The following is a 23,380-nucleotide window of genomic DNA, read 5'->3' on the forward strand; positions in this document are numbered from 1 at the left end:
GCCTTTATAGGCGTAAGCTACTAGGACAATAGCCTACGGTGGTTGTTCTGAATCATTCGAAGTAGGACAATTGTCGGCTTCCCGACATCATCAGCGATATTGAATGGCCTTCCTTGCACTCGGTATTAACCACAAGACTGCTTCTGTAGACGTCCGCGAGCGCGTGGCTTTTACTCCCGAGCAGTTGGTTGAGGCCTTGCAGCAGCTCTGCCGGCTCACCGACAGTCGCGAAGCTGCGATCCTTTCGACCTGTAATCGCAGCGAGCTCTATATAGAGCAGGAACATCTTTCAGCGGATGTGGTGCTGCGCTGGCTGGCCGATTACCACCATTTGAGCCTCGATGAGCTGCGCCAAAGCTCATATGTGCACGAAGAGGATGCGGCAGTTCGTCACATGATGCGCGTCGCCTCCGGGCTGGATTCGCTGGTGTTGGGCGAACCGCAGATTCTCGGCCAGATGAAGTCCGCCTACGCCGTGGCCCGCGAGGCCGGCACCATCGGCCCGCTGCTGGGGCGCCTGTTCCAGGCCACCTTCAACTCCGCCAAGCAGGTGCGCACCGACACCGCCATCGGTGAAAACCCGGTGTCCGTGGCGTTTGCCGCCGTCAGCCTGGCCAAACAGATTTTCAGTGACTTGCAGCGCAGCCAGGCCCTGCTGATCGGCGCCGGCGAGACCATCACCCTGGTCGCCCGCCACCTGCACGAACTGGGCGTAAAGCGCATTGTCGTCGCCAACCGTACCCTGGAACGCGCCAGCATCCTGGCCGAGCAGTTCGGTGCCCACGCGGTGTTGCTCTCCGACATCCCGGCCGAGCTGGTGCGCAGCGACATCGTCATCAGCTCTACTGCCAGCCAGTTGCCGATCCTCGGCAAGGGCGCGGTGGAAAGCGCCCTGAAACTGCGCAAGCACAAGCCGATCTTCATGGTGGATATCGCCGTTCCCCGGGATATCGAGCCTGAAGTCGGCGAGTTGGACGACGTTTACCTCTACAGCGTCGACGACCTGCACGAAGTGGTCGCCGAAAACCTGAAGAGTCGCCAGGGCGCTGCCCAGGCTGCCGAGGAAATGGTCAGCACCGGTGCCGACGATTTCATGGTGCGCCTGCGTGAACTGGCGGCAGTGGACGTGCTCAAGGCCTACCGTCAGCAAGGCGAACGCCTGCGGGACGAGGAATTGATCAAGGCCCAGCGTATGCTCGCCAACGGCAGCAGCGCCGAAGACGTGCTGATGCAGTTGGCGCGCGGCCTGACCAACAAATTGCTGCATGCTCCCAGTGTCCAGTTGAAAAAGCTTACCGCCGAAGGCCGCCTCGATGCGCTGGCCATGGCCCAGGAACTCTTTGCCCTCGGTGAGGGCGCGACAGAAAGCTCTTCGGATAAAAAACCGCAATGAAAGCGTCACTGCTCAATAAACTGGACGTCCTTCAGGACCGTTTCGAAGAACTGACCGCCTTGCTCGGCGATGGCGAGGTCATCTCCGATCAGACCAAGTTCCGCACCTATTCCAAGGAGTACGCGGAAGTTGAGCCGATCGTGGGCACCTATAAACAGTTGCTCAAGGTTCAGGCTGACCTCGAGGGCGCCCAGGCGCTGCTCAAGGACAGCGACCCGGACATGCGCGAAATGGCCGTTGAAGAAGTGCGAGAGGCCAAGGACAAGCTGATCGAACTGGAAGGCGACCTGCAACGCATGCTGTTGCCCAAGGACCCGAACGACGGGCGCAACGTATTCCTTGAAATCCGCGCCGGCACCGGCGGTGACGAAGCGGCGATTTTCTCCGGCGACCTGTTCCGCATGTATTCGCGCTATGCCGAGCGTCGCGGCTGGCGTGTGGAGATTTTGTCCGAGAACGAAGGCGAACACGGCGGCTATAAAGAAGTCATCGCCCGGGTTGAGGGCGAGAATGTCTACGGCAAACTGAAGTTCGAATCCGGCGTGCACCGCGTGCAGCGGGTGCCGGCCACGGAATCCCAGGGCCGTATCCACACCTCGGCGTGCACCGTGGCCGTGTTGCCCGAGCCCGACGAGCAGGAAGCCATCGAGATCAACCCCGCAGACCTGCGGGTCGACACCTACCGCTCATCGGGCGCCGGTGGCCAGCACGTCAACAAGACTGACTCGGCGATCCGTATCACTCACTTGCCTTCGGGCATCGTGGTGGAGTGCCAGGAAGAACGTTCCCAGCACAAGAACCGTGCGCGGGCCATGTCCTGGCTGTCGGCCAAGCTGAATGACCAGCAGACCAGCGCCGCCGCTAATGCGATTGCCAGTGAGCGTAAGTTGCTGGTGGGCTCGGGCGACCGTTCCGAGCGCATTCGTACCTACAACTTTGCCCAGGGCCGGGTCACCGACCACCGCGTCAACCTGACGCTGTACTCCCTGGACGAAATCCTCGCCGGTGGCGTCGATGCGGTAATCGAGCCGTTGTTGGCCGAATACCAGGCCGACCAGCTTGCGGCGATAGGTGAATAAATGACCATTATTGCCAGTTTGTTACGCGCCGCCGACCTGCCGGACTCGCCGACTGCGCGCCTGGACGTGGAATTGTTGCTGGCCGCCGCCTTGGGCAAGTCCCGCAGCTACCTGCACACCTGGCCGGAAAAAATCGTCAGCAGTGAACACGCGCTGACCTTTGCCGACTACCTGCAACGCCGTCGTGCCGGCGAGCCCGTGGCCTACATCCTCGGCCAGCAAGGCTTCTGGAAGCTCGACCTGGAAGTGGCACCGCACACGCTGATCCCGCGTCCGGAAACCGAGATGCTGGTGGAAGCCGCCCTGGAATTGCTGCCTGCCACACCGGCCAAGGTCCTGGACCTGGGCACCGGCAGCGGCGCGATTGCCCTGGCCCTGGCCAGCGAACGCCCGGCCTGGCAAGTGACGGCGGTCGACCGCGTGCTGGAAGCCGTGGCCCTGGCCGAACGCAACCGCCAGCGCCTGCACCTGAACAACGCCACGGTGCTGAACAGCCATTGGTTCAGTGCCCTCGAAGGCCACACTTACAACCTGATCATCAGCAACCCACCTTATATAGCCGACACCGACCCGCACCTGGTGGCCGGTGACGTGCGCTTTGAACCGGCCAGCGCGCTGGTATCCGGGCATGACGGCCTGGACGACCTGCGGCTGATCATCGCCCAGGCACCTGCGCACCTCGACGCCGCAGGTTGGTTGCTGCTGGAACACGGTTACGACCAGGCGCCCGCCGTGCGCGACCTGCTGCTGGGGGAAGGCTTTGAAGAAGTCCACAGCCGCATCGACCTGGGCGGCCACGAACGCATCACGTTGGGACGCCGCCCGTGATGAACGACCAGGAGCTGTTGCGCTATAGCCGGCAGATTCTGTTGCAGCATGTCGACATCGAAGGCCAGTTGCGCCTGAAAAACAGCCGCGCGCTGATCGTCGGCCTGGGTGGCCTCGGTTCGCCGGTGGCGCTGTACCTGGCGGCGGCGGGTGTGGGTGAGCTGCATTTGGCGGATTTCGACACTGTCGACCTGACCAACCTGCAACGCCAGATCATTCACGACACCGACAGCGTCGGCCTGAGCAAGGTCGACTCGGCGATTCGCCGCCTGAGCGCGATCAATCCTGAAATACAGCTGGTTGCCCATCGCAGCGCGCTGGATGAGGATTCCCTCGCGGCCGCCGTGGCGGCGGTCGATGTGGTACTGGACTGCAGCGACAACTTCTCCACCCGCGAAGCAGTCAACGCTGCGTGTGTCGCTGCCGGCAAGCCTTTGGTGAGCGGTGCGGCGATTCGCCTCGAAGGCCAGCTGTCGGTGTTCGACCCTCGTCGCGCCGAAAGCCCCTGCTACCACTGTTTATACGGGCACGGCAGCGACGCCGAACTGACCTGCAGCGAAGCTGGTGTCATCGGCCCGCTGGTGGGTTTGGTCGGCAGCCTGCAAGCCCTGGAAGCCTTGAAATTGCTGGCCGGTTTCGGCGAGCCGCTGGTGGGGCGGCTGTTGTTGATCGACGCCCTGACCACGCGTTTTCGCGAGTTGCGGGTCAAGCGCGATCCCGGCTGCAGCGTCTGCGGTAGCCAACATGGTTAAGGATGCGCCGATTGGTGTGTTCGACTCCGGTGTCGGCGGCCTGTCGGTGCTGGACGAAATCCAGCGTCTGCTGCCCCATGAGTCGCTGCTGTACGTGGCGGATGGCGGGAATATCCCCTACGGCGAGAAAACCCCGGCGTTCATCCTCGATCGTTCGCGACAGGTGGCGGCGTTCTTCCGTGAGAAGGGCGCCAAAGCGTTTGTGATTGCCTGCAACACGGCGACCGTTGCGGCGGTTGCCGATTTGCGCCAGGACTATCCCGACTGGCCATTGGTGGGCATGGAACCGGCAGTCAAACCCGCGGCTGCCGCGACCCGCAGTGGCGTCGTCGGCGTGCTGGCGACCACCGGCACCCTACAAAGCGCCAAGTTCGCCGCCTTGCTCGACCGCTTCGCCACCGATGTGCGGGTGATCACCCAACCCTGCCCGGGCCTGGTGGAGCTGATCGAAACCGGCGACCTGGACAGCCCGGCCCTGCGCCTGCTGTTGCAAGGCTACGTGGAGCCGCTGATTGCGGCCGGTTGCGACACCATCATCCTTGGCTGCACCCACTACCCGTTCCTCAAGCCCCTGCTCGCCGAGATGCTCCCGCCGACGATCATTTTGATCGACACCGGGGCGGCAGTAGCGCGTCAATTGCAACGTCTTTTGAGTGATCGCGAACTGCTGGCCACTGGCAATCCGCCGCCTGTACAGTTCTGGACCAGCGGCGATCCGCAGCATCTAAGAAATATCCTACCGACCCTATGGAAATCTCCCGGAGTTGTGCGTAGTTTTGGCGTGTGAAAAAAACGTGAAATAACGCCTTTATCCGCTGAACTTCTGGCTATACGGCAGCTTCTATAGCAAGTTAGCCGGTACAAAATCATACAACTTCGTTCGGAAGGGATGTTTCTCTATGAAGCGCTTGTTCTGTTTGGCTGCGATTGCGGCCGCAATGTTGGGGCACTCTTTTTCCGCACAGGCGGCAGGCCTGGAACTTGGGGTGGGAAGTACGAGCGATTCGACCATGACCTATCGGTTGGGGCTGACCTCGGACTGGGATAAAAGCTGGTGGCAGACCGATACGGGGCGCGTGACCGGGTACTGGAGCGGCGCCTACACCTACTGGGACGGTGACAAGCGGGCCAGCGTCAGCAGCCTGTCGTTCTCACCCGTGTTTGTGTATGAGTTTGCCGGGGAGAGGGTGAAGCCGTACATCGAGGCCGGCGTGGGTGTGGCCGTGTTCTCCCGCACGCGGGTAGAAGACAACAATATCGGCCAGGCTTTCCAGTTTGAAGACCGGCTGGGCTTTGGCTTGCGCTTTGTCGGTGGCAGTGAAGTGGGGATTCGGGCCACCCATTACTCCAATGCCGGGATCAGCAGCAATAATGATGGTGTAGAGAGTTATTCGCTGCACTACACGCTGCCGTTGTAGTTTTTTAAGCACACTGCAAAACCATTGTGGGAGCGGGCTTGCTCGCGAAAGCGGTGTATCAGCCACGAATCAGTTGACTGACACACCGCTTTCGCGAGCAAGCCCGCTCCCACATTGGCTACTCATTGGTTCCGAAATCAGCGATACACCGTCGCAATCCCCTGGCGCTCATCGATGCACTCCGGCGCGCCCATCTCGAATTCCCGGCAGATCAGCGGCCGCTTCTCGTAAATCGTGCACATCATCGTGTCGCGGTCCAGCGCCGCGCACCAGCCGTCATCCAGGCGCAGCATGACTTCGCCGCCCCAATCGTCGGTATCGATAAAGCGATCGGGCACGCCGGTGTCGGTGATCAGCATGACTTCCAGCTGGCAGCAGCACGCGGCGCAGGTGGAGCAGGTGACGGCAGGTTCGGCGATTTGGGTATGGGGGATGTTGGTCATAGGCGCGCAGTGTAAGGCAAGCGGCTCATAGGTGTGTGAAAGGCCTGACGGACGTCAATGTGCCAACTGCCTGGCGACCCAATGCAACAACGGAAAAATCATCCCCCAGAGTAACGCCAGGCCGATGACGGTCGGCACGGTGCCATAGCCGAAACTCACCCCCGCCAGTTGGCTGCCCGCGTAATAGGACAACGGCCCGCCCACCGCCCCCAACAAACTCGCACGCCACCAGGGCTGCGCGCTCCAGGCCAGGCAATGGCGCAGCGTGGTCGCCAGCAATGCCCACAACAGGATCAGCCACAATGGTGCCAACGGTCCGGGCAGGCTGAAATGAAACACGCCGAATGCTCGTAGCACGGTGTCGATCACGGTGCCCAACAAGGTGACGGCAAGAATCACCTGGCCTTCCGCTGACCACGAACTTATCCACAGCAGGTGGATTACCAGCACCGCCAACCCCACCAACAGCCACGGACTGTCGCCGCCCAGCACACAGGCAAACCAGCCGCACTGGAACAGCACGGCATTTGCCAGTGGTTTAAGCATCAAAGCGCCCGAGCAGTGGCTGGGTCAGCGCCGCCGGCTTGGCCAGCAGCATCTGCGCGGTGCCGATGGTGCGCTCCATAAAGCCGCCTTCGCAGTAGCACAGGTAAAACTCCCACAGCCGCAGGAAGTATTCGTCGTAGCCCATTTCCGTCAGGCGGCTGTGGGCGCGGCGAAAGTTCTCATGCCACAGGCGCAGGGTTCGCGCGTAGTGCAGGCCGAAGTCTTCCATGTGCAGCAGGTTCATGTCAGTGTCGCGGCTGACGACCTCCAGCATCTTCTGTACACAGGGCAGGGCGCCGCCGGGGAAGATATAGCGCTGGATAAAATCCACGCTGCTCTTGGCTTGTTCGTAGCGCTGCTCGCGAATGGTGATGGCTTGCAGCAACATCAGGCCGTTGCTCTTGAGCAACTGCGCGCACTGTTTGAAATAGGTCGGCAGGAAGCGGTGGCCCACGGCTTCGATCATCTCGATCGACACCAGCTTGTCGTACTGCCCGGTCAGGTCGCGGTAGTCCTCCAGCAGCAACGTCACCTGATTCTGCAAACCCAGGGCCTCGATGCGTTTTTCAGTGTAGGCAAACTGCTCTTTGGACAGGGTCGTGGTGGTGACCTTACAGCCGTACTGCTGCGCGGCATAAATCGCCATGCTGCCCCAGCCGGTGCCGATTTCCAGCAGGTGGTCGGACGGTTTCAGCGCGAGCTTCTGGCAGATGCGTTCCAGTTTGTTCAGTTGTGCCTGTTCCAGTGTGTCATCGGCGGTGAGGAACTGCGCGGCCGAATACATCATGGTCGGGTCGAGGAATTCCTCGAACAGGTCGTTGCCCAGGTCGTAGTGGGCGGCAATGTTTTTCTGCGAGCCCTTGCGCGTATTGCGGTTGAGCCAGTGCAGGCCCTGGGTGAAGGGCCGCGCCAGTTTGGCCAGGCCACCTTCCAGCGCATCCAGCACGTCGAGGTTGCTGACCATCACTCGTACCACGGCGGTCAGGTCCGGGCTGCTCCAGTAACCATGGATAAATGCCTCGCCGGCGCCGATGGAGCCGTTGGCCGCCACCAGCCCCCACACGGCTGAATCGAGGATCTGGATCTCCCCCAGCAGGTGCGCTTCCCGTGCGCCGAAGACTTGCCGTTCGCCGTCCTCGATCACCACCAACTGGCCGTGGCGCAGTTGGCCGAGCTGGCGCAGCACGGCTTTGCGCAGCAGCGCGGCGGTCATGCCGTTGACGTTCAAGCGGTTGGATTTGACCGATAAGCTAGGGGATTTCATGGCGGCGATCCTTGGTGTAACCGACTGCGGTGCGAGAAGCGCCTTCGGCGGCGTGATGGGAAAAAATCGGCGTGCGTTTAAGCAAGAGGCGCAAGGCCTGCCAATAAATGGCCAGGCAGGTCTTGGCGGTCATCCACGGGAAGCGCCACAGGTAGCGGTGCAGGCTGGCGCGGTTCAGGGCTTCGCGTTGCAGGCTCAAGGTGGCGTCGAAGACTTTCAGTTCGCCCTGCCAGTCGGCCATATGCACGCCGAGCCTGGCGGCGGGCGGGCTGAAGCTCATGCGGTATTCCAGGTCCCGGGGCAAGAACGGCGACACATGAAACGCCTTGGCCACGGCGAAGTGCTGATGCTCACCGGCAGGCAGCGCCTGGGCTGGCAGCACGTAGTGATAGCGCTCGCGCCACGGGGTGTTGGTCACTTCACAAAGGATCGCGGCCAGCGTTCCGTCGGCCTCGAAGCAGTAGAAGAAACTCACCGGGTTAAAGGCCAGGCCCCAACTGCGGGCCTGGGTCAGCAGGCAGATAACGCCCGAGGGGATGCGCCCCAGGGCCTTGCCGACTTCTTGGCGTACGGCATCGGTCAAGCTCATGCCGTGACGGGTAAATTCACGCAGGTAATCCTGCTGGCGAAACGCGAACGGCGCCCAGCGCTCGCCCGCCAATGGCGACAAGCCGAACACTTCGTCCTGTTCGCTGAGGTCCAGGTACAGCAGGCCGATCCGGTAGCGGAAGGCATGGCCCTTTGGCGTAAACCGCCGATGGGCGATCCAGCCGCTGTACAGGGCGCTGTTCACAGGATTTCCCCGAACGCCTTGGCCACGCGCAATGCGCTGACCACGCCGTCTTCGTGGAAACCGTTGGCCCAGTAGGCGCCGCAATAATAGGTGTGCTGCGTGCCGTGCAGTTCTTCCCAGCGCGCTTGGGCGGCCACGGCGGCCAGGCTGTATTGCGGGTGGGCGTAGGTGTAGCGGGCGAGGACTTTGAGCGGGTTGATCAGGGCCGTTTGATTGAGGCTCACGCAAAAGGTGGTGGTGCTGTCGATGCCCTGCAGGATGTTCATGTCGTAAGTCACCGCCGCCTGTTTTTGCGCGCGGCCATCCAGGCGGTAATTCCAGCTGGCCCAGGCCAGTTTGCGCTCGGGCAGCAGACGGGTATCGGTGTGCAGGACGACGTCATTGTCGGCGTAGGGCAGGGCGCCAAGGATCTGTTGCTCGGCCAGGCTCGCATCCCCCAGCAACGCCAGGGCCTGGTCGCTGTGGCAGGCGAACACCACCTTGTCGAATGCCTCGCTGCCGGCGGCGCTGTGGATAACTGCGCCGATGGCTGAGCGCTCAACCCGGGTGACCGGGCAATTGAGGCGGATATTTTCGCGGAAGGACTGGGTCAGCGGCTCGATATAGCGGCTGGAACCGCCTTCGATCACGCACCACTGCGGCCGGTTGCTCACCGACAACAAGCCATGGTTCTTGAAGAACCGCACGAAGAATTGCAGGGGAAACCCGAGCATGTCAGCCAGGGACATCGACCAGATCGCCGCGCCCATCGGCACGATGTAGTGCTGGATAAATCGCTGGCCGTAGCCGCCCGCTTGCAGGTACTCGCCCAGGGTCATCTCGGCGCTGATGCGTTGCTCTTGCAGGTCCAGGGGCGCCTGGCGGTTGAAGCGCAGGATATCGCGCAACATGCCCCAGAACCCCGGCGACAGAATATTCCGGCGCTGGGCAAACAGGCTGTTGAGATTGTTGCCGTTGTACTCGAACCCGGCGTTCGGGTCGCACACCGAAAAGCTCATCTCGGTGGGTTTGTACGTCACGCCAATTTGCCCCAGCAGCTTGATGAAGTTGGGATAGGTCCAGTCGTTGAACACGATAAAGCCGGTGTCCACCGCATGGCTTTTGCCTTCCACCGTGACATTCACCGTGTGAGTGTGCCCGCCGATGCGGTCGCCCGCTTCGAACAGGGTGATGTCGTGGCGGCGACTGAGCAGGTAGGCGCTGGTCAGCCCGGCAATGCCGCTGCCGATAATGGCGATCTTCACAGGTCGTCCTTTCTCGGCGGCGGGCTGCGCAGCATGCGTTTGCCAATGATCAACTGGACGCGGTTCGGCAGTTTCGACAGTGGCCACAAGGCGGCAATAAACAGGGCAGGGAAGGCAATTTCCAATGGACGGTTTTGCAGCTTGGCGAAGATATGTCGCGCGGCCTTGTCTGCCGGCCAGCTCAGGGGCATCGGGAAATCATTGCGGGCGGTCAGCGGCGTGTCGACAAACCCCGGGCTGACCACGGTGACGTCGATCCCTTCAGGCGACAGGTCGATACGCAGGGACTCGAACAGGTAACGCAGGCCGGCCTTCGACGCACCATAGGCTTCCGCCCTGGGCATCGGCAGGTAGGTCACCGCACTGGCCACACCGACCAGGTGCGGTGTATGACCGGCGCGCAACAGCGGCAGCGCGGCCTCGATGCAGTAACTGCTGGCCAGCAGGTTGGTGCGCACCACGTGCTCGATGATCGAGGCGTCGAACTGCCTTGCATCCACGTATTCGCAGGTGCCGGCATTCAGGATCACCGTATCCAGCGAACCCCAGGCCACTGCGATGTGTTCACCGATCTCGCGCACGGTCTGGCTGTTGGTCAGGTCGCCGGCCACCACCAGCACTTGCCCGGGGTATTGCTGGGCAAGCTGTTCCAGGGGCGCCTTGGAGCGGGAACTGAGGGCCACATGGGCACCGCTTTCGAGCAGCGTCTTGGCCAGTTCGGCCCCGATGCCACTGCTGGCACCGGTCAACCAGTAACGACGTGGAAGATTAAGGCTCATCCCATTCTCCTTTTCAGCCAGCTGACCACACCGCCAAGGACTGGCACGTGTTCATACAGCAACTGTCCAGCGTCAAAATAATCCCGGTGGCGATACACCTTGTCGCGCCACAGCAGGTGCGAGCAGCCTTCCACACGAATCACTTCGCCCTTGGCCAGGCGCGGGTGGCAGAAGCTCATTTTCCAGCGCAGGTAGCCTTCGCCTTCCGCCACTTGATCAAAGCCATGGAAGTCAAAGCGCAACTGGGTCACGTTGTCGTACAGCTCGGCGAAGTAGCGGTGCAACGCCGGCAGCCCGTGCACCTCGTGCAGTGGGTCGGTGAAACTGATGTCCTGGCTGTACAGGCCGTCGAGCAGGTGCAGGTTGTGCTTGTCCACACTGGCGAACGCCTGGGCGAAGCGGCGCAGGAAATCACTCATAAGCACCTCCGACCGCCTGGCGTGAAGGCAGGCTGCGGAAAGCGGCGAGGGCGCGCTCGCGGGATTTTTTCAAATCGACGATAGGACGAGGATAGTCGGCCACACCAAACAGGCCGCCCACGGCGTCGGGGTTGTGCACTTCCTTTTTGTTCAGCGCCGCCAGTTGCGGCAGCCAGTGCTTGATAAATACACCTTCGCCGTCGAATTTTTCCGATTGGCTCAAGGGGCTGAAAATCCGGAAGTACGGGGCCGAGTCGGTGCCGGTGGACGAGCTCCACTGCCAGCCACCGTTGTTGGCTGCCAGGTCGCCGTCGATCAGGTGACGCATGAAAAAGCGCTCGCCTTCGCGCCAGTCGATCAGCAGGTTTTTGGTCAGGAACATTGCCACCACCATGCGCAGGCGATTGTGCATCCAGCCGGTTTCCAGCAGCTGGCGCATGGCGGCGTCGATGATCGGCAGGCCGGTGCGTGCTTCCTGCCACGCTTTCAAGTCTTCCGGGCTGTTGCGCCAGGCCACAGCTTCGGTCTCCGGGCGGAATGCGCGGTGGCGCGAGACCCGTGGGTAGCCCACCAGAATATGTTTGTAGAACTCGCGCCACAGCAGCTCGTTGATCCAGGTAATCGCGCCGATGTCGCCGCTTTCGAATTCACCCTGGTTGCTTTGCAGCGCGGCATGCAGGCATTGGCGCGGTGAGACCACGCCCGCTGCAAGGTAGGCGGAAAGCTGGCTGGTACCGGGCTTGGCTGGGAAGTCGCGTTCGTCCTTGTAGTAGCTGATTTGTGCGTCGGCGAACTGGTCGAGACGGCGCCGGGTTTCGGCTTCGCCGGCAGGCCACAGGGCGCGCAAGGCTTCGCTCGGGGTAGCGAAGCCCTCGACGTGATCCGGAACCTCGTCGCTTTTGAGTGTGAGCGGTGCCTGCGCCTTGGGAGTGGCGACTAAACGCGGCAAGGCGCCATGCAGGCGGCTGTAGCAGACCTTGCGGAACTGGCTGAACACCTGCAAGTAGGTGCCGGTCTTGGTCAGCACGCTGCCGGGCTGGAAAAACAACTGGTCCAGATAGGTGTGGAACGTGATGCCTTGAGCTTCGAGGGCCTTGGCCACGGCGGCGTCGCGGCGCTCTTCGTGGATGCCGTATTCGTCATTGACGTGCACCGACTCCACCGCCAGTTCCTGGCACAGGCCTGCCAGTACTTCAGGTGCTTGATCCCAAGTGTCGGCATGGCGGATCAATAACGGAATGTTCAACTCGCCCAGTGCCGAGCTCAAGCGCTGCAGGTTGCGCAGCCAGAAATCGACCTTGCACGGCGCGTCATCGTGGGCCAGCCATTGCCCGGGGCTGATCAGGTAGACGGCCGCTGTCGGGCCACGCTGTGCGGCGGCGGCGAGGGCGGTGTTGTCATGTAGGCGCAGGTCGGTGCGCAGCCAGATCAAGTGCATTTAAATAAGTCCACGCTGGATCAGTACCTGATGGGCCGACAACGGGTCTTCGGCCAGGAGCAATTCAGGAATCTCTTCGGTTAATACGGACAGCTCCGCCTGGTGGATGCATACCGTTGGTCCGGTTATCAGTTTTGGGCAACTGAAGCCGCTCAACAGTTTGCCCAGCACCGAGGTATGGAGTGCCTTGCTCGAATACAGCAGTACCGCACGGGGTTGCAGATGCTCGACGGCCAGGGCCAGTTCGCCCACCGGCAATGGCCAGTCGAAAACTTCCACCGGGCAATCGGCGCTGCTGGCGAGCCAGGCGGTGAGCCACAGGTGCGGCTCCAGCGGCAGGTCGGAATGGTTGATCAGCAGCAGGGGGGCGCCGTTGAGCTGGCGGTTGTTGTGATACATCCGCGCACCGAATTTGCTGCGCAGCCAGGAATAGAAAAATACCCGTTCCATCTGCGCGCCGAACTGGCCTTGCCAGCGCAGTTCGAGCTCCTTGAGCAACGGCAATAACAGTTGCTCGCACAAGGTGCGCGGCGGGTACAGCGCCATGGCCTGGTTGAAGGCATCATCCACCCGGCGCTCGGCCAGTTCGCTGATGGCCTGCACCAGGTGCTGGCGGCGGTTGTGCCATTCGTTTTCCACCGGCGGTTCGCTGGTGGCTTGCGCGGTGTCGATCAGGCTCTTGACCTGGCTGACCGGCACACCGCGGTTGAGCCAGGTCAGGATGGTATGGATGCGTTGCACGTGCTCGGCACTGAACAGGCGGTGCCCCTTGGGCGTGCGCTGGGGCACGATCAGCCCGTAGCGCCGCTCCCAGGCGCGCAAGGTCACGGCGTTGACGCCGGTCTGGCGCGCCACTTCGCGGATCGGCAGCCAGCCTTGTTCGATGGCCTCGGCGATGTCTTCGCCAGGTTCTTGCAGGGGAAAAGTCATAGGTTAAATCGCATTACGCAGGCTGAGGTTTTCCGGGTGCGGTTGCAGGTAGGCCTGCTGCGCGATATAGCGGTCCGGATGCTGGCGAAAGTGGTGCTTGAGCAGCGTCAGCGGTACCACCAGCGGCACGATGCCCTGGCGGTATTGGCTGATGATGGTCTGCATTTCCTGTTTGTCTTCGGCGCTGATGGCTTGCTTGAGGTAGCCGCTGATGTGTTGCAGCACGTTGGTGTGGGTGCCGCGTGTGGCGCACTGGGTCAGGGCGCTCATCAGTTCGCTGAAGTAGCCGGCGGCCAAGGCGCCCAGGTCGACGTCCCTGGGCATGCTGCCCAGCAGGTTGCCGAGGCTTTTGTAATGCACCGGGCTGTGGGCCATCAGCAGGTATTTGTAGCGCGAGTGAAATTCCAGCAGGCGGTGACGGGTCAGGCCTTCGGCGAGCAGTTGCTGCCAGGTGGCGTAGACGAACACCCGGGTCAGGAAGTTTTCCCGCAGCACCGGGTCATTCAGCCGACCGTCTTCTTCCACCGGCAGGTTGGGGTGGCGCGCACAAAACGCCTGGGCGTAGATGCCGCGCCCGCCGCCGTCGATGGGCATGCCGTTGTCCTGATAGACCTTGACCCGTTCCAGGCCGCAGGACGGGGATTTCTGCATGAAGATGTAACCGCAGAGGTCGGTGTGTTCAGCGGCCATTTGCTGGCCGTAATCGTCCAGCGGCTGGGTCACGTTAAGTTCGCGGTTTACGGTGCCAACGGCCTGGGGATTGAGCGGGTCGCCCACCAGGCGAATCGGCTCGCGGGGGATGCCCAGGCCAATGGCGACTTCAGGACACAGCGGCACGAAGTCGAAATAATCGGCCAGGGTCTGGCTACACAGCTGGGATTGTTTATGCCCGCCGTTGAAGCGCACGTTCTCGCCCAACAGGCAGGCGCTGATGGCGATTTTCGGTTTGCCGGTGGCGGGCAGGGTGCTGGACATGGCCAAACCTCGATGAAATTCCTGTACAGAGTTAAATTTCTGTACAACTTAATCTCATCATAGGTTTGAAGCTGTACAAGTCAAATAATTTGTACAGGTATTTGCGGAATGGCTATTTCCAGCCGATTTTCCAGTCTTCGGCGTTTTGCAGGGTTTGCCAGGCCAGGCGCTGCACGTGATGGCTCATCACGGCTTCCAGCTCGATTTCCTGCACATCGCCTTCGTCATCACGCAGCAGTTTGGTCACCAGAAAATGTTTTTCCTTGTACTGCGGGCGGGCTGCTGTCCACTTCGACAGCAGCAACTTGGCGGGATTGATGCGGTTCATCGCAGGTGCTCGATCAACCGCCGCGCCGCCTCCTGGCCGCTGAGCCACGCACCTTCCACGCGGCCTGACAGGCACCAGTCGCCACATACATACAGGCCCAGGTCGGCGTCGGCCAGCACGCCAAATTCATGGCTGGTGGACGGCCGCGCGTACAGCCAGCGGTGGGCGAGGGTGAAGGAAGGCGCCGGCATGGCGCTGTGCAGCAGTTCGGCGAAGGCGCCGTGCAGGTGTTCGATCACGGCTTCCTTGGACAGGTCCAGGTGTTGCTTGCTCCAGGTGCTGGTGGCGTGCAAAACCCAGGTGTCGAGGGTGGTGTCGCGCCCCGGTTTGCTGCGGTTGCGCGCCAGCCAGTCCAGCGGGCTGTCCTGGACGAAGCAGCCTTCCATGGGCGTATCCAGCGGCTTGTCGAAGGCCAGGGCAATGGCCCAGGTCGGGTCCATCTTGACCCCGGCGGCGACACTCGCCAGCTTGGGCGCAGCGGCCAGCAAGGCAGTGGCCTGGGGCGCTGGGGTGGCGATGATCACGTGGCTGAACGGGCCGTGGCTTTCGCCGTCGGCGTCCAGCAGGTTCCAGTGATGTTTACCCTGGAACACCTCGGTGATGCGGCAACCGAACTGCACCGGCAAGTCATCGAGCAGGGCGCGGGTGATCGCGCTCATGCGCGGCGTGCCGACCCAGCGGATCTGTTCATCGGGGGAGGGCGTCAGTTGGCCGGACTTGAAGTTGTACAGCTGTGGCTTCCATTGCTCGGCGCAACCATTGGCCTGCCAGCGTTGCACCTCGTTGACGAAGCGCCGGTCGCGGGCGGTGAAGTACTGTGCGCCCATGTCCAGCGATCCCGCATCGCTGCGCTTGCTGGACATGCGACCGCCACTGCCGCGGCTTTTATCGAAGAGTTGTACAACGTGCCCCGCGTCTTTCAACGCTCGGGCGGCGGAGAGACCGGCGATGCCGGTGCCAATGATCGCGATGGGAACAGTCATGGGAGGCCTCGTTTTACCGTTGGGTACAGACTACGCCGACACCAATAGCTGTACAATATTGTTTTTTGGTATAAGTTTTGGCGTACCTGATCGTTTGGCGTGACCTATGGTTAAACCTGAAGGTTTAACCAGCGTTGCGCCCGATTAAAACATCCCTGTTTATAAAATAGACTAACGGTGGTCGGCGAACGTTACACGAGGAACAACTCATGCACATTTTGCTGACCGGCGGTACCGGTTTGATCGGCCGTCAACTTTGCCAATACTGGCTTGCCCAGGGCCATCGCCTCACGGTCTGGAGCCGCCATCCCGAACAAGTGGCTAAATTGTGCGGCGCCCAGGTGCGTGGTGTCGCCCGCCTGCAAGACATAAACGAGGCGGTGGACGCGGTGGTCAACCTGGCCGGCGCGCCGATTGCCGACCGACCCTGGACGCATAAACGCAAGGCGCTGTTGTGGAGCAGCCGTATCGGCCTCACCGAAACGCTGCTGGCCTGGCTTGAGGGCCTTGAACACAAACCGGCGGTGTTGATCTCCGGTTCCGCGGTGGGCTGGTACGGCGACGGCGGTGAGCGCGAGCTGACCGAAGACAGCGGCCCGGTGCAGGACGATTTCGGCAGCCAGCTCTCCATTGCCTGGGAAGAAACCGCCCAGCGTGCCGAGGCATTGGGCATCCGCGTGGTGCTGGTGCGTACCGGGCTGGTGCTGGCGGCGGAGGGCGGCTTTTTGTCGCGGCTGTTGCTGCCGTTCAAACTGGCGCTGGGCGGGCCTATCGGCAATGGTCGGCAGTGGATGCCATGGGTCCATATAAAGGATCAAATCGCCCTGATTGATTTTCTTCTGCACAAGACCGATGCCAGCGGTCCTTATAATGCCTGCGCGCCACACCCGGTACGCAACCTGGAGTTCGCCAAGACCCTGGGCAAGGTGCTGCACCGCCCGGCGTTCATGCCCATGCCGGCGTTTGCCTTGCGTATCGGCCTGGGCGAGTTGTCCGGTTTGTTGCTGGGTGGCCAGCGGGCTTTGCCGCAGCGGCTGTTGGCGGCCGGTTTCACTTTCCAGTTCACTGAGTTGCATGCGGCCCTGGACGACTTGTCCAGCCGCCTCTAGAGATAGGATGTTGCATGACGGATCACGCGTTGTTACTGGTCAACCTGGGTTCACCGGCGTCCACTTCGGTGGCGGATGTGCGCAGCTACCTCAATCAGTTCCTGATGGACCCTTACGTCATTGACCTGCCATGGCCGGTTCGGCGTTTGCTGGTGTCGCTGATCCTGATCAAGCGCCCGGAGCAATCGGCCCATGCCTACGCCTCGATCTGGTGGGACGAAGGCTCGCCGCTGGTAGTTCTTAGCCGTCGCTTGCAACAACAGATGACTGCACAGTGGACCCAGGGGCCGGTAGAGTTGGCCATGCGCTATGGCGAGCCGTCGATTGAAAGCGTACTGACCCGGCTGGCGTCCCAAGGCATCCAGAAAGTGACCCTGGCGCCGTTGTACCCGCAGTTTGCCGACAGCACCGTGACCACGGTAATCGAAGAGGCCCGGCGCGTGGTGCGGCACAAAAAGCTGGCGATCGAGTTTTCGATTCTGCAGCCGTTCTACGATGAACCGGAGTACCTGGACGCCTTGGCCAACAGCGCCAGAGCCTATGTGGAAGAGGATTTCGATCACCTCCTGCTGAGCTTTCATGGGTTGCCCGAGCGCCACCTGAAAAAGCTCGACCCTACCGGGCAACACTGCTTCAAGGACGCCAACTGCTGCCAGAACGCCTCTCCCGAGGTGCTTGCCACGTGCTATCGCGCGCAGTGTTTCAGCGTTGCGCGGGATTTTGCCGAGCGCCTTGGCTTGCCGGATGGCAAATGGTCGGTGGCGTTCCAGTCGCGGCTGGGCCGGGCCAAGTGGATCGAACCGTACACCGAGGCACGCCTTGAAGCGTTGGCTCAGCAGGGCGTGAAGAAGCTGCTGGTGATGTGCCCGGCGTTTGTTGCGGACTGCATCGAGACACTGGAGGAAATTGGTGATCGCGGCCTGGAGCAATTCCGCGAGGCGGGGGGCGAGGAGTTGGTGTTGGTGCCGTGCCTGAACGATGACCCGCAGTGGGCGGCGGCGCTCAATACCCTGTGTGAAAGAGCGCCGGTCGCGCTGTAATCAAGACGAGTGAGGACTGAATGTGGGAGCGGGCTTGCTCGCGAAGGCGGTGGGTCAGTTAATGAAGATGGCGACTGACACACCGCTTTCGCGAGCAAGCCCGCTCCCACATTGACTGTGCCCACTTTGGATTTGCGGGGTTACTCGTGATGCGGCTCGCCCTGAAAGCTCAGGGAACTGGAAAAAGCGCCGGTTGCACTGTAATCAAGCCGAGTGAGGACTAAATGTGGGAGCGGGCTTGCTCGCGAAGACGGTGGGTCAGTTAATGAAGATAGCGACTGACACACCGCTTTCGCGAGCAAGCCCGCTCCCACATTGACTGTGCCCACTCTGGATTTGCGGGGTTACTCGTGATGCGGCTCGCCCTGAAAGCTCAGGGAACTGGAAAGAGCGCCGGTTGCACTGTAATCATGCCGAGTGAGGACTAAATGTGGGAGCGGGCTTGCTCGCGAAGACAGTGGGTCAGTTAATGAAGATAGCGACTGACACACCGCTTTCGCGAGCAAGCCCGCTCCCACATTGACTGTGCCCACTTTGGATTTGCGGGGTTACTCGTGATGCGGCTCGCCCAGGAAAGTCAGGGAACTGAACAGTCCGCGAGTCGCGACATCAGCATTGTCTTTAAGCGGGATTTCCACCTGCGCCGCAATCACATTCAATCCTTCATTTCTCACCAGCACCTGGGCGCGACCGTCTTTATCGGTCTCGGTGCTCAGGGTGTTCGGTGCGTTGCGATAGTCTCCGATCAGCTTGACCCCAGCCGCCGGCTTGCCATCCAGCAGCACCCGTACCGGCAGTGATTTACCCGGGCCGACCGTCAGCGGATCAACTTCCGGCAAGATCAGTAGCTTGATCTGATCCAGCTTCGGCACCTTCGCCCCCGGCTGGTAGATCGCCAGGCTGTACTTGAAGGTCTGGGTCGACTCAATCGCCCCCGGCACCTTGCTGCGGCCCTCGTTGATCCACTTCTTGTCAGGCGTCTGTGACCACATCCCGTTATCCAGGGCGACCGCCAATACAGCCGGCGATTTGAGCGGCTTCAGGCGCGCATGGTCGAGCAGACGTTCCACGGTCACCGGGATCATTTTGCCGCTGGCGTCGTAGGCCCAGGCGCCGCTGATTTTCTGCGCCTTGAACGCGTTGTCTTCGGCGCCGTGGCCGTAGATCACTTCGATATTGCCGCGCCGTTGTTCGGTCCACAGTCCGTGGGCCGAGACTTGGGTGGCAAACAGCAGGCCGAGCACGGCCAGGGATTTGAAGGCTTGCATGGAGACGTCCTTTTACAGGTTGAGGGTCAGGCTGACGGTGAAGTTGCGCGGCTCGCCGGGATTGACCCAGTAGTTGCTGTAGGAGCGCTCGTAGTACTTTTCATCGAACAGGTTGTTGAGGTTCAGGCCCACGGTGACGTTGTCGCTGGCCTTGTAATGGGCCAGTAAATCGACGGTGTGGTAGGCCGGTAATTCAAAGCTTTTGCCGGCTTCGCCGGAGCGGTCGCCGACGTAGGTAAAGGCTGCGCCGAGGTCGGAGCCACGCAACAGGCCGTCCTGGAATTCATACACGCCGAGCAAGCTGCCGCTACGTTTGGCTACGCCGAGAATCCGGCTGCCGGTGGGGATGGCTTTGTCGCCTTTGGTCACTTCGGCGTCGATGTAGGCAAAGGCGCCGATCACCCGTAAGGCGTCAGTCACCTGGCCGGTCAGTTGCAGGTCAAAACCCTGGCTGCGGGCCTTGCCCATGGCGCGCTGTGTGTCGGTAGCCGGGTCCAGGGCCAGGACATTTTCTTTCTCGATATGGAAGGCGGCGAGGGTGGTGCTCAGGCGGTCGTCGAACAGCTCGCTCTTGATCCCGATTTCATACCCCACGCCTTCTTCCGGCTTGAAGGATTTGCCGCCGGCGTCCAGGCCATTGTTGGGTTTGAACGAGGTGGAGGCGTTGGCGAACAGGCCCACTTCAGGCGTCAGTTGGTAGAGCAAGCCGGCGCGTTGGGTCAGTGTGTCGTGGGTCTGCCGGCTTTTGGCATGGTTGCGGCTGAAGTCGTCGGTGCGCTGCTCGAAGTGTTCGAACCGCGCGCCGATCATCCCGCGCAGGCGGTCGGTGAAGATGATCTGGTCTTGCAGGTTCAGCGCCTGGCTTTTCACCTGTTCGAAAAAGTCAGTGCCGGAGCGCTTGCCGTTCGGTTTGGGCTGGCCATAGACCGGGTCATAGATGTCGATGGCGTAATCGCCGCCGGCGATGGCGGTCACCCGTTCTTTCTTGCGGTAGTCCTCGTACTCGGTGCCGATCAGCAATTCGTGCTGCCAACTGCCGATGTCGAACCGACCGCGCAGTTCGAGCTGGGTAATGCTGTCATGCCAACCGGTGGAGCGCTCGCGGTAGCGGCGGCTGAGGGTGTGGCCATCGGCATCCAGCGCGCGGTTTTCCGAGGCGTTGCCCCACAGGCTGCCTTGTTTGTAATGGCTGGCCAGGCGCAGTTGCCAGGCATCGTTGAGGTGATGCTCGAGGCTGGCTTGCAGGCGGTTGTTGTGGTTGCGGATATCGCCGTCGTCGGGCTCGCCGAGAAAGGTCGAGCGGGAGACGCCGCTCCAGCGGTTGTTGGGCGCGACGATGCCGCGGTCGAAAGTGGAGCGGTGACGCACGAATTCACTTTCCACCAGCAGGTGTGTGTCCGGGTCCAGTTGCCAACTGATGGAGGGCGCGACGAAGACCCGTTTGGCCTCAACGTGGTTGCGGAAGCTGTGGTTGTCTTCCACCGCCAGGTTGACCCGCGATAACACGTTGCCCTCGCTGTCCAGCGGCGTGTTCACGTCCAGCGCGGTGCGGTAGCGGTCCCAACTGCCGGCGCTGGTCTGCAGTGTGGTGAAGGCCTCGTGCTGCGGCTTTTTGCTGACGATATTCACCGTACCGCCTGGGTCACCACGGCCATACAGGCTGGCGGCGGGGCCCTTGAGCACCTCGATGCGCTCGATATTCGCCGCGTCCGGCGTGCTCGGGTAACCGCGGTTGGCGCTGAAACCGTCCACGTAAAACTCTGACGTGGTGAAGCCGCGAACGCTGTATTCGTAGAGCGTCAGGCCGCCGAAGTTGTTCTGTTTGGACACGCCGCCGGCAAACTCAAGGGCACGCTCGACGTTGGTGCTGCCCAGGTCGTTGAGTACCGAAGCGGGAATCACGCTGATGGATTGTGGGATATCCCGCAAGGCGGTGTCGGTTTTTGTGGCGCTGGCGGAGCGGGTGGCGCGATAGCCCTTGACCGGGCCGGTGGCTGATTCGTACGCCTCGCTGGTGATGCGGGTGGCTTCCAGTTCAACGGGGGCGGTGTCTTCGGCGTAGGCCGGGTCCACCAGCAAACCCAGGGCGATTCCCGCCAGCGGGGCAAATCTTCGAGACGGCATGATAGAGCGTTCCAATAGCGATATTGAAACAATATAACATGACTAATGAGAATGAATTTCTTTCGAAATATTAGGTAACAGGAGCCCGCGAACGGGCTCCCGAAGCCGTTATTCCTCTTCTTTCACCGGTGCAGGCGGCGGACGCAGGCCGATTTCCGCCGACAGCTTGATTTCCTTGCCATTGCGCATCACCTGGATCGCCACCTTGTCGGTGGGTTTGATCCGCGCCACCTGGTTCATCGACTTGCGACCATCTCCGGCCGGCTCGCCGTCGATGCTGAGGATCACATCCCCCAGTTGCAGGCCGGCTTTCTGCGCCGGGCCGTCGCGGAAGATCCCGGCGACCACGATGCCAGGGCGCCCGGTCAGGCCAAACGACTCGGCCAGTTCCTTGGTCAGCGGCTGGACTTCAATCCCCAGCCAGCCACGAATCACCTGGCCATGCTCGATGATCGACTTCATCACTTCAGTGGCCAGCTTCACCGGAATCGCGAAACCGATGCCCTGGGAGCCGCCGGACTTGGAGAAGATCGCGGTGTTGATGCCGGTCAGGTTGCCGTTGGCATCCACCAGCGCGCCGCCGGAGTTACCCGGGTTGATCGCCGCGTCGGTCTGGATGAAGTCTTCATAGCTGTTGAGGCCCAACTGGTTACGCCCGGTGGCGCTGATGATGCCCATGGTCACGGTCTGGCCGACGCCGAAGGGGTTGCCGATGGCCAGCGCCACGTCACCTACGCGCAGCCCTTCGGAGCGCCCGATGGTGATCGAGGGCAGGCCTTTCAAATCGATTTTCAGCACCGCGAGGTCGGTTTCCGGGTCGCTGCCGACCACGCGGGCCAGGGTTTCCCGGCCATCACGCAGGGCCACCACAATCTGGTCGGCGCCGGTGGTCACGTGGTTGTTGGTGAGGATGTAGCCTTCCGGGCTCATGATCACGCCGGAGCCGAGGCTGGATTCCATGCGCCGCTGCTTGGGCGAGTTGTCGCCGAAATAGCGACGAAACTGTGGGTCTTCAAACAGCGGGTGCGCCGGTTTGTTGATGACCTTTGTGGTGTACAGGTTGACCACGGCGGGGGCGGCGATCACCACCGCATCGGCGTAAGTCACCGGGCCTTGTACCACCGCGCTGGTTTGCGGTGCCTGTTGCAGGTTGACATCAAGGGTCGGCAGGCCGACCAGTTGTGGATAACGCTGAATAATCAGCATCGCGATCAGCACGCCAGCCAACAATGGCCATCCAAAAAAACGCAGTGCCTTGAGCATGAAGAAAAATCCTGACAGGTTGCAGGGGGCGGGAGAGCGCCCATAATGTCGCGCATTATACGAGGCCGTGAGCGCCTCTGAACGGGATATTTAGGAGTCTTTTATGGCCGTTGCCCTGAGCACCTTAGTCGAGGAAGCGGACCGCTACCTTAATAGTGCCAAAATCGCCGATTACTGCCCCAACGGCCTGCAGGTCGAGGGCCGTCCGCAAGTGCTGCGCATCGTCAGCGGCGTGACCGCCAGCCAGGCATTGCTGGACGCGGCGGTCGAAGCCCAGGCCGACCTGGTGCTGGTGCACCACGGTTATTTCTGGAAAGGCGAAAGCCCGTGCATCACCGGCATGAAGCAGCGCCGCCTGAAAACCCTGCTCAAGCACGACATCAGCCTGCTGGCCTATCACTTGCCGCTGGACCTGCACCCTGAGGTTGGCAACAACGTGCAACTGGCCCGGCAACTGGACATCACCGTCGAAGGCCCGCTGGACCCGGACAACCTCAAGGTCGTCGGCCTGGTGGGCTCCCTGGCCGAGCCGGCGTCGCCCCGTGATTTTGCCCGCCGCGTGCAGGAAGCCATGGGCCGCGAGCCGCTGCTGATCGAAGGCAGCGAGATGATCCGCCGCGTGGGCTGGTGCACCGGTGGTGGCCAGGGCTATATCGACCAGGCGGTGCTCGCCGGGGTTGACCTGTACCTGAGCGGCGAAGCCTCGGAGCAGACCTTCCACAGCGCCCGGGAAAACGACATCAGCTTCATAGCGGCCGGGCATCACGCCACCGAGCGTTACGGCGTGCAAGCCTTGGGCGATTACCTCGCACGGCGCTTCGCCCTCGAACACCTCTTCATCGATTGCCCAAACCCGATCTAACGAACACCACCGGACACATGTGGGAGCGGGCTTGCTCGCGAATGCGGTGCATCAGTCGCCATATGCATTGACTGACACACCGCATTCGCGAGCAAGCCCGCT

Annotated in this window: 24 protein-coding genes; 9 read left to right on the forward strand and 15 right to left on the reverse strand. The window is 61.7% G+C overall.

The window, feature by feature from the left end; genetic code table 11:
- The first annotated feature begins 103 nt into the window (after positions 1–103).
- From hemA to V6607_RS04740, 6 genes are all read left to right on the forward strand, one after another.
- Positions 104–1,393, forward strand: a complete 1,290-nt coding sequence (gene hemA, locus V6607_RS04715; RefSeq protein ID WP_008432265.1) for a glutamyl-tRNA reductase — start codon at positions 104–106, stop codon at positions 1,391–1,393.
- On the forward strand, positions 1,390–2,472 hold the full coding sequence (gene prfA / locus V6607_RS04720; RefSeq protein WP_003208405.1) for a peptide chain release factor 1: 1,083 nt from the start codon (positions 1,390–1,392) through the stop codon (positions 2,470–2,472). Before hemA ends, prfA begins: the two co-directional genes overlap by 4 nt.
- The gene (prmC, locus tag V6607_RS04725) at positions 2,473–3,300 is read left to right on the forward strand and encodes a peptide chain release factor N(5)-glutamine methyltransferase (RefSeq protein WP_003208408.1); all 828 of its coding nucleotides are present in this window, start codon (positions 2,473–2,475) and stop codon (positions 3,298–3,300) included.
- Positions 3,297–4,052 (forward strand): molybdopterin-synthase adenylyltransferase MoeB, encoded by a 756-nt coding sequence (locus V6607_RS04730; RefSeq protein ID WP_134325744.1) that lies wholly within the window; start codon positions 3,297–3,299, stop codon positions 4,050–4,052. Before prmC ends, V6607_RS04730 begins: the two co-directional genes overlap by 4 nt.
- Positions 4,045–4,839: a glutamate racemase gene (murI, locus tag V6607_RS04735; RefSeq protein WP_003208413.1), complete on the forward strand. Its 795-nt coding sequence runs from the start codon at positions 4,045–4,047 to the stop codon at positions 4,837–4,839. The genes V6607_RS04730 and murI overlap by 8 nt, the downstream gene beginning before the upstream one ends.
- A gap of 112 nt (positions 4,840–4,951) precedes the next feature.
- The gene (locus tag V6607_RS04740; RefSeq protein ID WP_003208415.1) at positions 4,952–5,470 is read left to right on the forward strand and encodes an acyloxyacyl hydrolase; all 519 of its coding nucleotides are present in this window, start codon (positions 4,952–4,954) and stop codon (positions 5,468–5,470) included.
- A 137-nt stretch (positions 5,471–5,607) separates the two neighbouring features.
- On the opposite strand, the gene V6607_RS04745 is transcribed toward V6607_RS04740, so the two are convergent.
- The 12 genes from V6607_RS04745 to V6607_RS04800 form a co-directional block, all read right to left on the reverse strand.
- Positions 5,608–5,913: a YkgJ family cysteine cluster protein gene (locus tag V6607_RS04745; protein ID WP_003208416.1), complete on the reverse strand. Its 306-nt coding sequence runs from the start codon at positions 5,911–5,913 to the stop codon at positions 5,608–5,610.
- Positions 5,914–5,967: 54 nt separating this feature from the next.
- Positions 5,968–6,459, reverse strand: coding sequence for a DUF2878 domain-containing protein (locus V6607_RS04750; protein ID WP_134325745.1), 492 nt, complete (start codon positions 6,457–6,459; stop codon positions 5,968–5,970).
- Entirely contained in the window at positions 6,452–7,723 is a 1,272-nt protein-coding gene (locus V6607_RS04755; RefSeq protein ID WP_087693767.1) for a cyclopropane-fatty-acyl-phospholipid synthase family protein, read from the reverse strand. Before V6607_RS04755 ends, V6607_RS04750 begins: the two co-directional genes overlap by 8 nt.
- Positions 7,710–8,516, reverse strand: coding sequence for a DUF1365 domain-containing protein (locus tag V6607_RS04760; RefSeq protein ID WP_003208422.1), 807 nt, complete (start codon positions 8,514–8,516; stop codon positions 7,710–7,712). The genes V6607_RS04755 and V6607_RS04760 overlap by 14 nt, the downstream gene beginning before the upstream one ends.
- Entirely contained in the window at positions 8,513–9,760 is a 1,248-nt protein-coding gene (locus tag V6607_RS04765; RefSeq protein ID WP_134325746.1) for an FAD-dependent oxidoreductase, read from the reverse strand. The genes V6607_RS04760 and V6607_RS04765 overlap by 4 nt, the downstream gene beginning before the upstream one ends.
- On the reverse strand, positions 9,757–10,539 hold the full coding sequence (locus tag V6607_RS04770) for an SDR family NAD(P)-dependent oxidoreductase (protein ID WP_008432280.1): 783 nt from the start codon (positions 10,537–10,539) through the stop codon (positions 9,757–9,759). Before V6607_RS04770 ends, V6607_RS04765 begins: the two co-directional genes overlap by 4 nt.
- Positions 10,536–10,958 carry a nuclear transport factor 2 family protein gene (locus tag V6607_RS04775; protein WP_134325747.1) on the reverse strand — a complete coding sequence of 141 codons (423 nt, stop codon included), beginning with the start codon at positions 10,956–10,958 and terminating at the stop codon, positions 10,536–10,538. The genes V6607_RS04770 and V6607_RS04775 overlap by 4 nt, the downstream gene beginning before the upstream one ends.
- A complete protein-coding gene (gene phrB, locus V6607_RS04780) occupies positions 10,951–12,396 on the reverse strand; it encodes a deoxyribodipyrimidine photo-lyase (RefSeq protein ID WP_338743304.1) in 1,446 nt (481 codons plus the stop codon). The genes V6607_RS04775 and phrB overlap by 8 nt, the downstream gene beginning before the upstream one ends.
- Positions 12,397–13,326 (reverse strand): MerR family transcriptional regulator, encoded by a 930-nt coding sequence (locus tag V6607_RS04785; RefSeq protein WP_134325749.1) that lies wholly within the window; start codon positions 13,324–13,326, stop codon positions 12,397–12,399.
- A gap of 3 nt (positions 13,327–13,329) precedes the next feature.
- Positions 13,330–14,301 carry a DUF523 and DUF1722 domain-containing protein gene (locus V6607_RS04790; RefSeq protein WP_008432288.1) on the reverse strand — a complete coding sequence of 324 codons (972 nt, stop codon included), beginning with the start codon at positions 14,299–14,301 and terminating at the stop codon, positions 13,330–13,332.
- Between the two features lie 112 nt (positions 14,302–14,413).
- Positions 14,414–14,629: a TIGR02450 family Trp-rich protein gene (locus V6607_RS04795; protein ID WP_338743307.1), complete on the reverse strand. Its 216-nt coding sequence runs from the start codon at positions 14,627–14,629 to the stop codon at positions 14,414–14,416.
- Positions 14,626–15,612, reverse strand: coding sequence for an NAD(P)/FAD-dependent oxidoreductase (locus tag V6607_RS04800; protein WP_003208434.1), 987 nt, complete (start codon positions 15,610–15,612; stop codon positions 14,626–14,628). The genes V6607_RS04795 and V6607_RS04800 overlap by 4 nt, the downstream gene beginning before the upstream one ends.
- Before the next feature lie 209 nt (positions 15,613–15,821).
- On the opposite strand from V6607_RS04800, the gene V6607_RS04805 reads away from it, so the two are divergent.
- The gene (locus V6607_RS04805; RefSeq protein WP_003208436.1) at positions 15,822–16,721 is read left to right on the forward strand and encodes a TIGR01777 family oxidoreductase; all 900 of its coding nucleotides are present in this window, start codon (positions 15,822–15,824) and stop codon (positions 16,719–16,721) included.
- 14 nt (positions 16,722–16,735) lie between these two features.
- Entirely contained in the window at positions 16,736–17,761 is a 1,026-nt protein-coding gene (gene hemH / locus V6607_RS04810; protein ID WP_134325751.1) for a ferrochelatase, read from the forward strand.
- A gap of 548 nt (positions 17,762–18,309) precedes the next feature.
- Here the strand turns inward: hemH and V6607_RS04815 are convergent.
- From V6607_RS04815 to algW, 3 genes are all read right to left on the reverse strand, one after another.
- Positions 18,310–19,029 (reverse strand): DUF4198 domain-containing protein, encoded by a 720-nt coding sequence (locus tag V6607_RS04815; RefSeq protein ID WP_134325752.1) that lies wholly within the window; start codon positions 19,027–19,029, stop codon positions 18,310–18,312.
- Between the two features lie 12 nt (positions 19,030–19,041).
- Positions 19,042–21,153 carry a TonB-dependent siderophore receptor gene (locus tag V6607_RS04820; RefSeq protein ID WP_134325753.1) on the reverse strand — a complete coding sequence of 704 codons (2,112 nt, stop codon included), beginning with the start codon at positions 21,151–21,153 and terminating at the stop codon, positions 19,042–19,044.
- A gap of 108 nt (positions 21,154–21,261) precedes the next feature.
- Complete coding sequence (gene algW, locus V6607_RS04825; RefSeq protein WP_003208442.1) at positions 21,262–22,416, reverse strand: Do family serine endopeptidase AlgW; 1,155 nt, start codon at positions 22,414–22,416, stop codon at positions 21,262–21,264.
- Positions 22,417–22,519: 103 nt separating this feature from the next.
- On the opposite strand from algW, the gene V6607_RS04830 reads away from it, so the two are divergent.
- On the forward strand, positions 22,520–23,278 hold the full coding sequence (locus tag V6607_RS04830; protein ID WP_003208444.1) for a Nif3-like dinuclear metal center hexameric protein: 759 nt from the start codon (positions 22,520–22,522) through the stop codon (positions 23,276–23,278).
- Positions 23,279–23,380: the final 102 nt, after the last annotated feature.

The sequence above is a fragment of the Pseudomonas sp. KK18 genome, assembly GCF_037094675.1.
Classification (GTDB): Bacteria; Pseudomonadota; Gammaproteobacteria; order Pseudomonadales; family Pseudomonadaceae; genus Aquipseudomonas.

What these genes read in the sequence shown, in the direction of transcription:
- hemA (WP_008432265.1), top strand. Translation starts at nt 104, where the DNA reads ATGGCCTTCCTTGCACTCGGTATTAACCACAAGACTGCTTCTGTAGAC.
- prfA (WP_003208405.1), top strand. Translation starts at nt 1,390, where the DNA reads ATGAAAGCGTCACTGCTCAATAAACTGGACGTCCTTCAGGACCGTTTC.
- prmC (WP_003208408.1), top strand. Translation starts at nt 2,473, where the DNA reads ATGACCATTATTGCCAGTTTGTTACGCGCCGCCGACCTGCCGGACTCG.
- murI (WP_003208413.1), top strand. Translation starts at nt 4,045, where the DNA reads ATGGTTAAGGATGCGCCGATTGGTGTGTTCGACTCCGGTGTCGGCGGC.
- V6607_RS04740 (WP_003208415.1), top strand. Translation starts at nt 4,952, where the DNA reads ATGAAGCGCTTGTTCTGTTTGGCTGCGATTGCGGCCGCAATGTTGGGG.
- V6607_RS04745 (WP_003208416.1), bottom strand. Translation starts at nt 5,913, where the DNA reads ATGACCAACATCCCCCATACCCAAATCGCCGAACCTGCCGTCACCTGC.
- V6607_RS04750 (WP_134325745.1), bottom strand. Translation starts at nt 6,459, where the DNA reads ATGCTTAAACCACTGGCAAATGCCGTGCTGTTCCAGTGCGGCTGGTTT.
- V6607_RS04755 (WP_087693767.1), bottom strand. Translation starts at nt 7,723, where the DNA reads ATGAAATCCCCTAGCTTATCGGTCAAATCCAACCGCTTGAACGTCAAC.
- V6607_RS04770 (WP_008432280.1), bottom strand. Translation starts at nt 10,539, where the DNA reads ATGAGCCTTAATCTTCCACGTCGTTACTGGTTGACCGGTGCCAGCAGT.
- V6607_RS04775 (WP_134325747.1), bottom strand. Translation starts at nt 10,958, where the DNA reads ATGAGTGATTTCCTGCGCCGCTTCGCCCAGGCGTTCGCCAGTGTGGAC.
- phrB (WP_338743304.1), bottom strand. Translation starts at nt 12,396, where the DNA reads ATGCACTTGATCTGGCTGCGCACCGACCTGCGCCTACATGACAACACC.
- V6607_RS04785 (WP_134325749.1), bottom strand. Translation starts at nt 13,326, where the DNA reads ATGACTTTTCCCCTGCAAGAACCTGGCGAAGACATCGCCGAGGCCATC.
- V6607_RS04790 (WP_008432288.1), bottom strand. Translation starts at nt 14,301, where the DNA reads ATGTCCAGCACCCTGCCCGCCACCGGCAAACCGAAAATCGCCATCAGC.
- V6607_RS04795 (WP_338743307.1), bottom strand. Translation starts at nt 14,629, where the DNA reads ATGAACCGCATCAATCCCGCCAAGTTGCTGCTGTCGAAGTGGACAGCA.
- V6607_RS04800 (WP_003208434.1), bottom strand. Translation starts at nt 15,612, where the DNA reads ATGACTGTTCCCATCGCGATCATTGGCACCGGCATCGCCGGTCTCTCC.
- V6607_RS04805 (WP_003208436.1), top strand. Translation starts at nt 15,822, where the DNA reads ATGCACATTTTGCTGACCGGCGGTACCGGTTTGATCGGCCGTCAACTT.
- hemH (WP_134325751.1), top strand. Translation starts at nt 16,736, where the DNA reads ATGACGGATCACGCGTTGTTACTGGTCAACCTGGGTTCACCGGCGTCC.
- V6607_RS04815 (WP_134325752.1), bottom strand. Translation starts at nt 19,029, where the DNA reads ATGCAAGCCTTCAAATCCCTGGCCGTGCTCGGCCTGCTGTTTGCCACC.
- V6607_RS04820 (WP_134325753.1), bottom strand. Translation starts at nt 21,153, where the DNA reads ATGCCGTCTCGAAGATTTGCCCCGCTGGCGGGAATCGCCCTGGGTTTG.
- algW (WP_003208442.1), bottom strand. Translation starts at nt 22,416, where the DNA reads ATGCTCAAGGCACTGCGTTTTTTTGGATGGCCATTGTTGGCTGGCGTG.
- V6607_RS04830 (WP_003208444.1), top strand. Translation starts at nt 22,520, where the DNA reads ATGGCCGTTGCCCTGAGCACCTTAGTCGAGGAAGCGGACCGCTACCTT.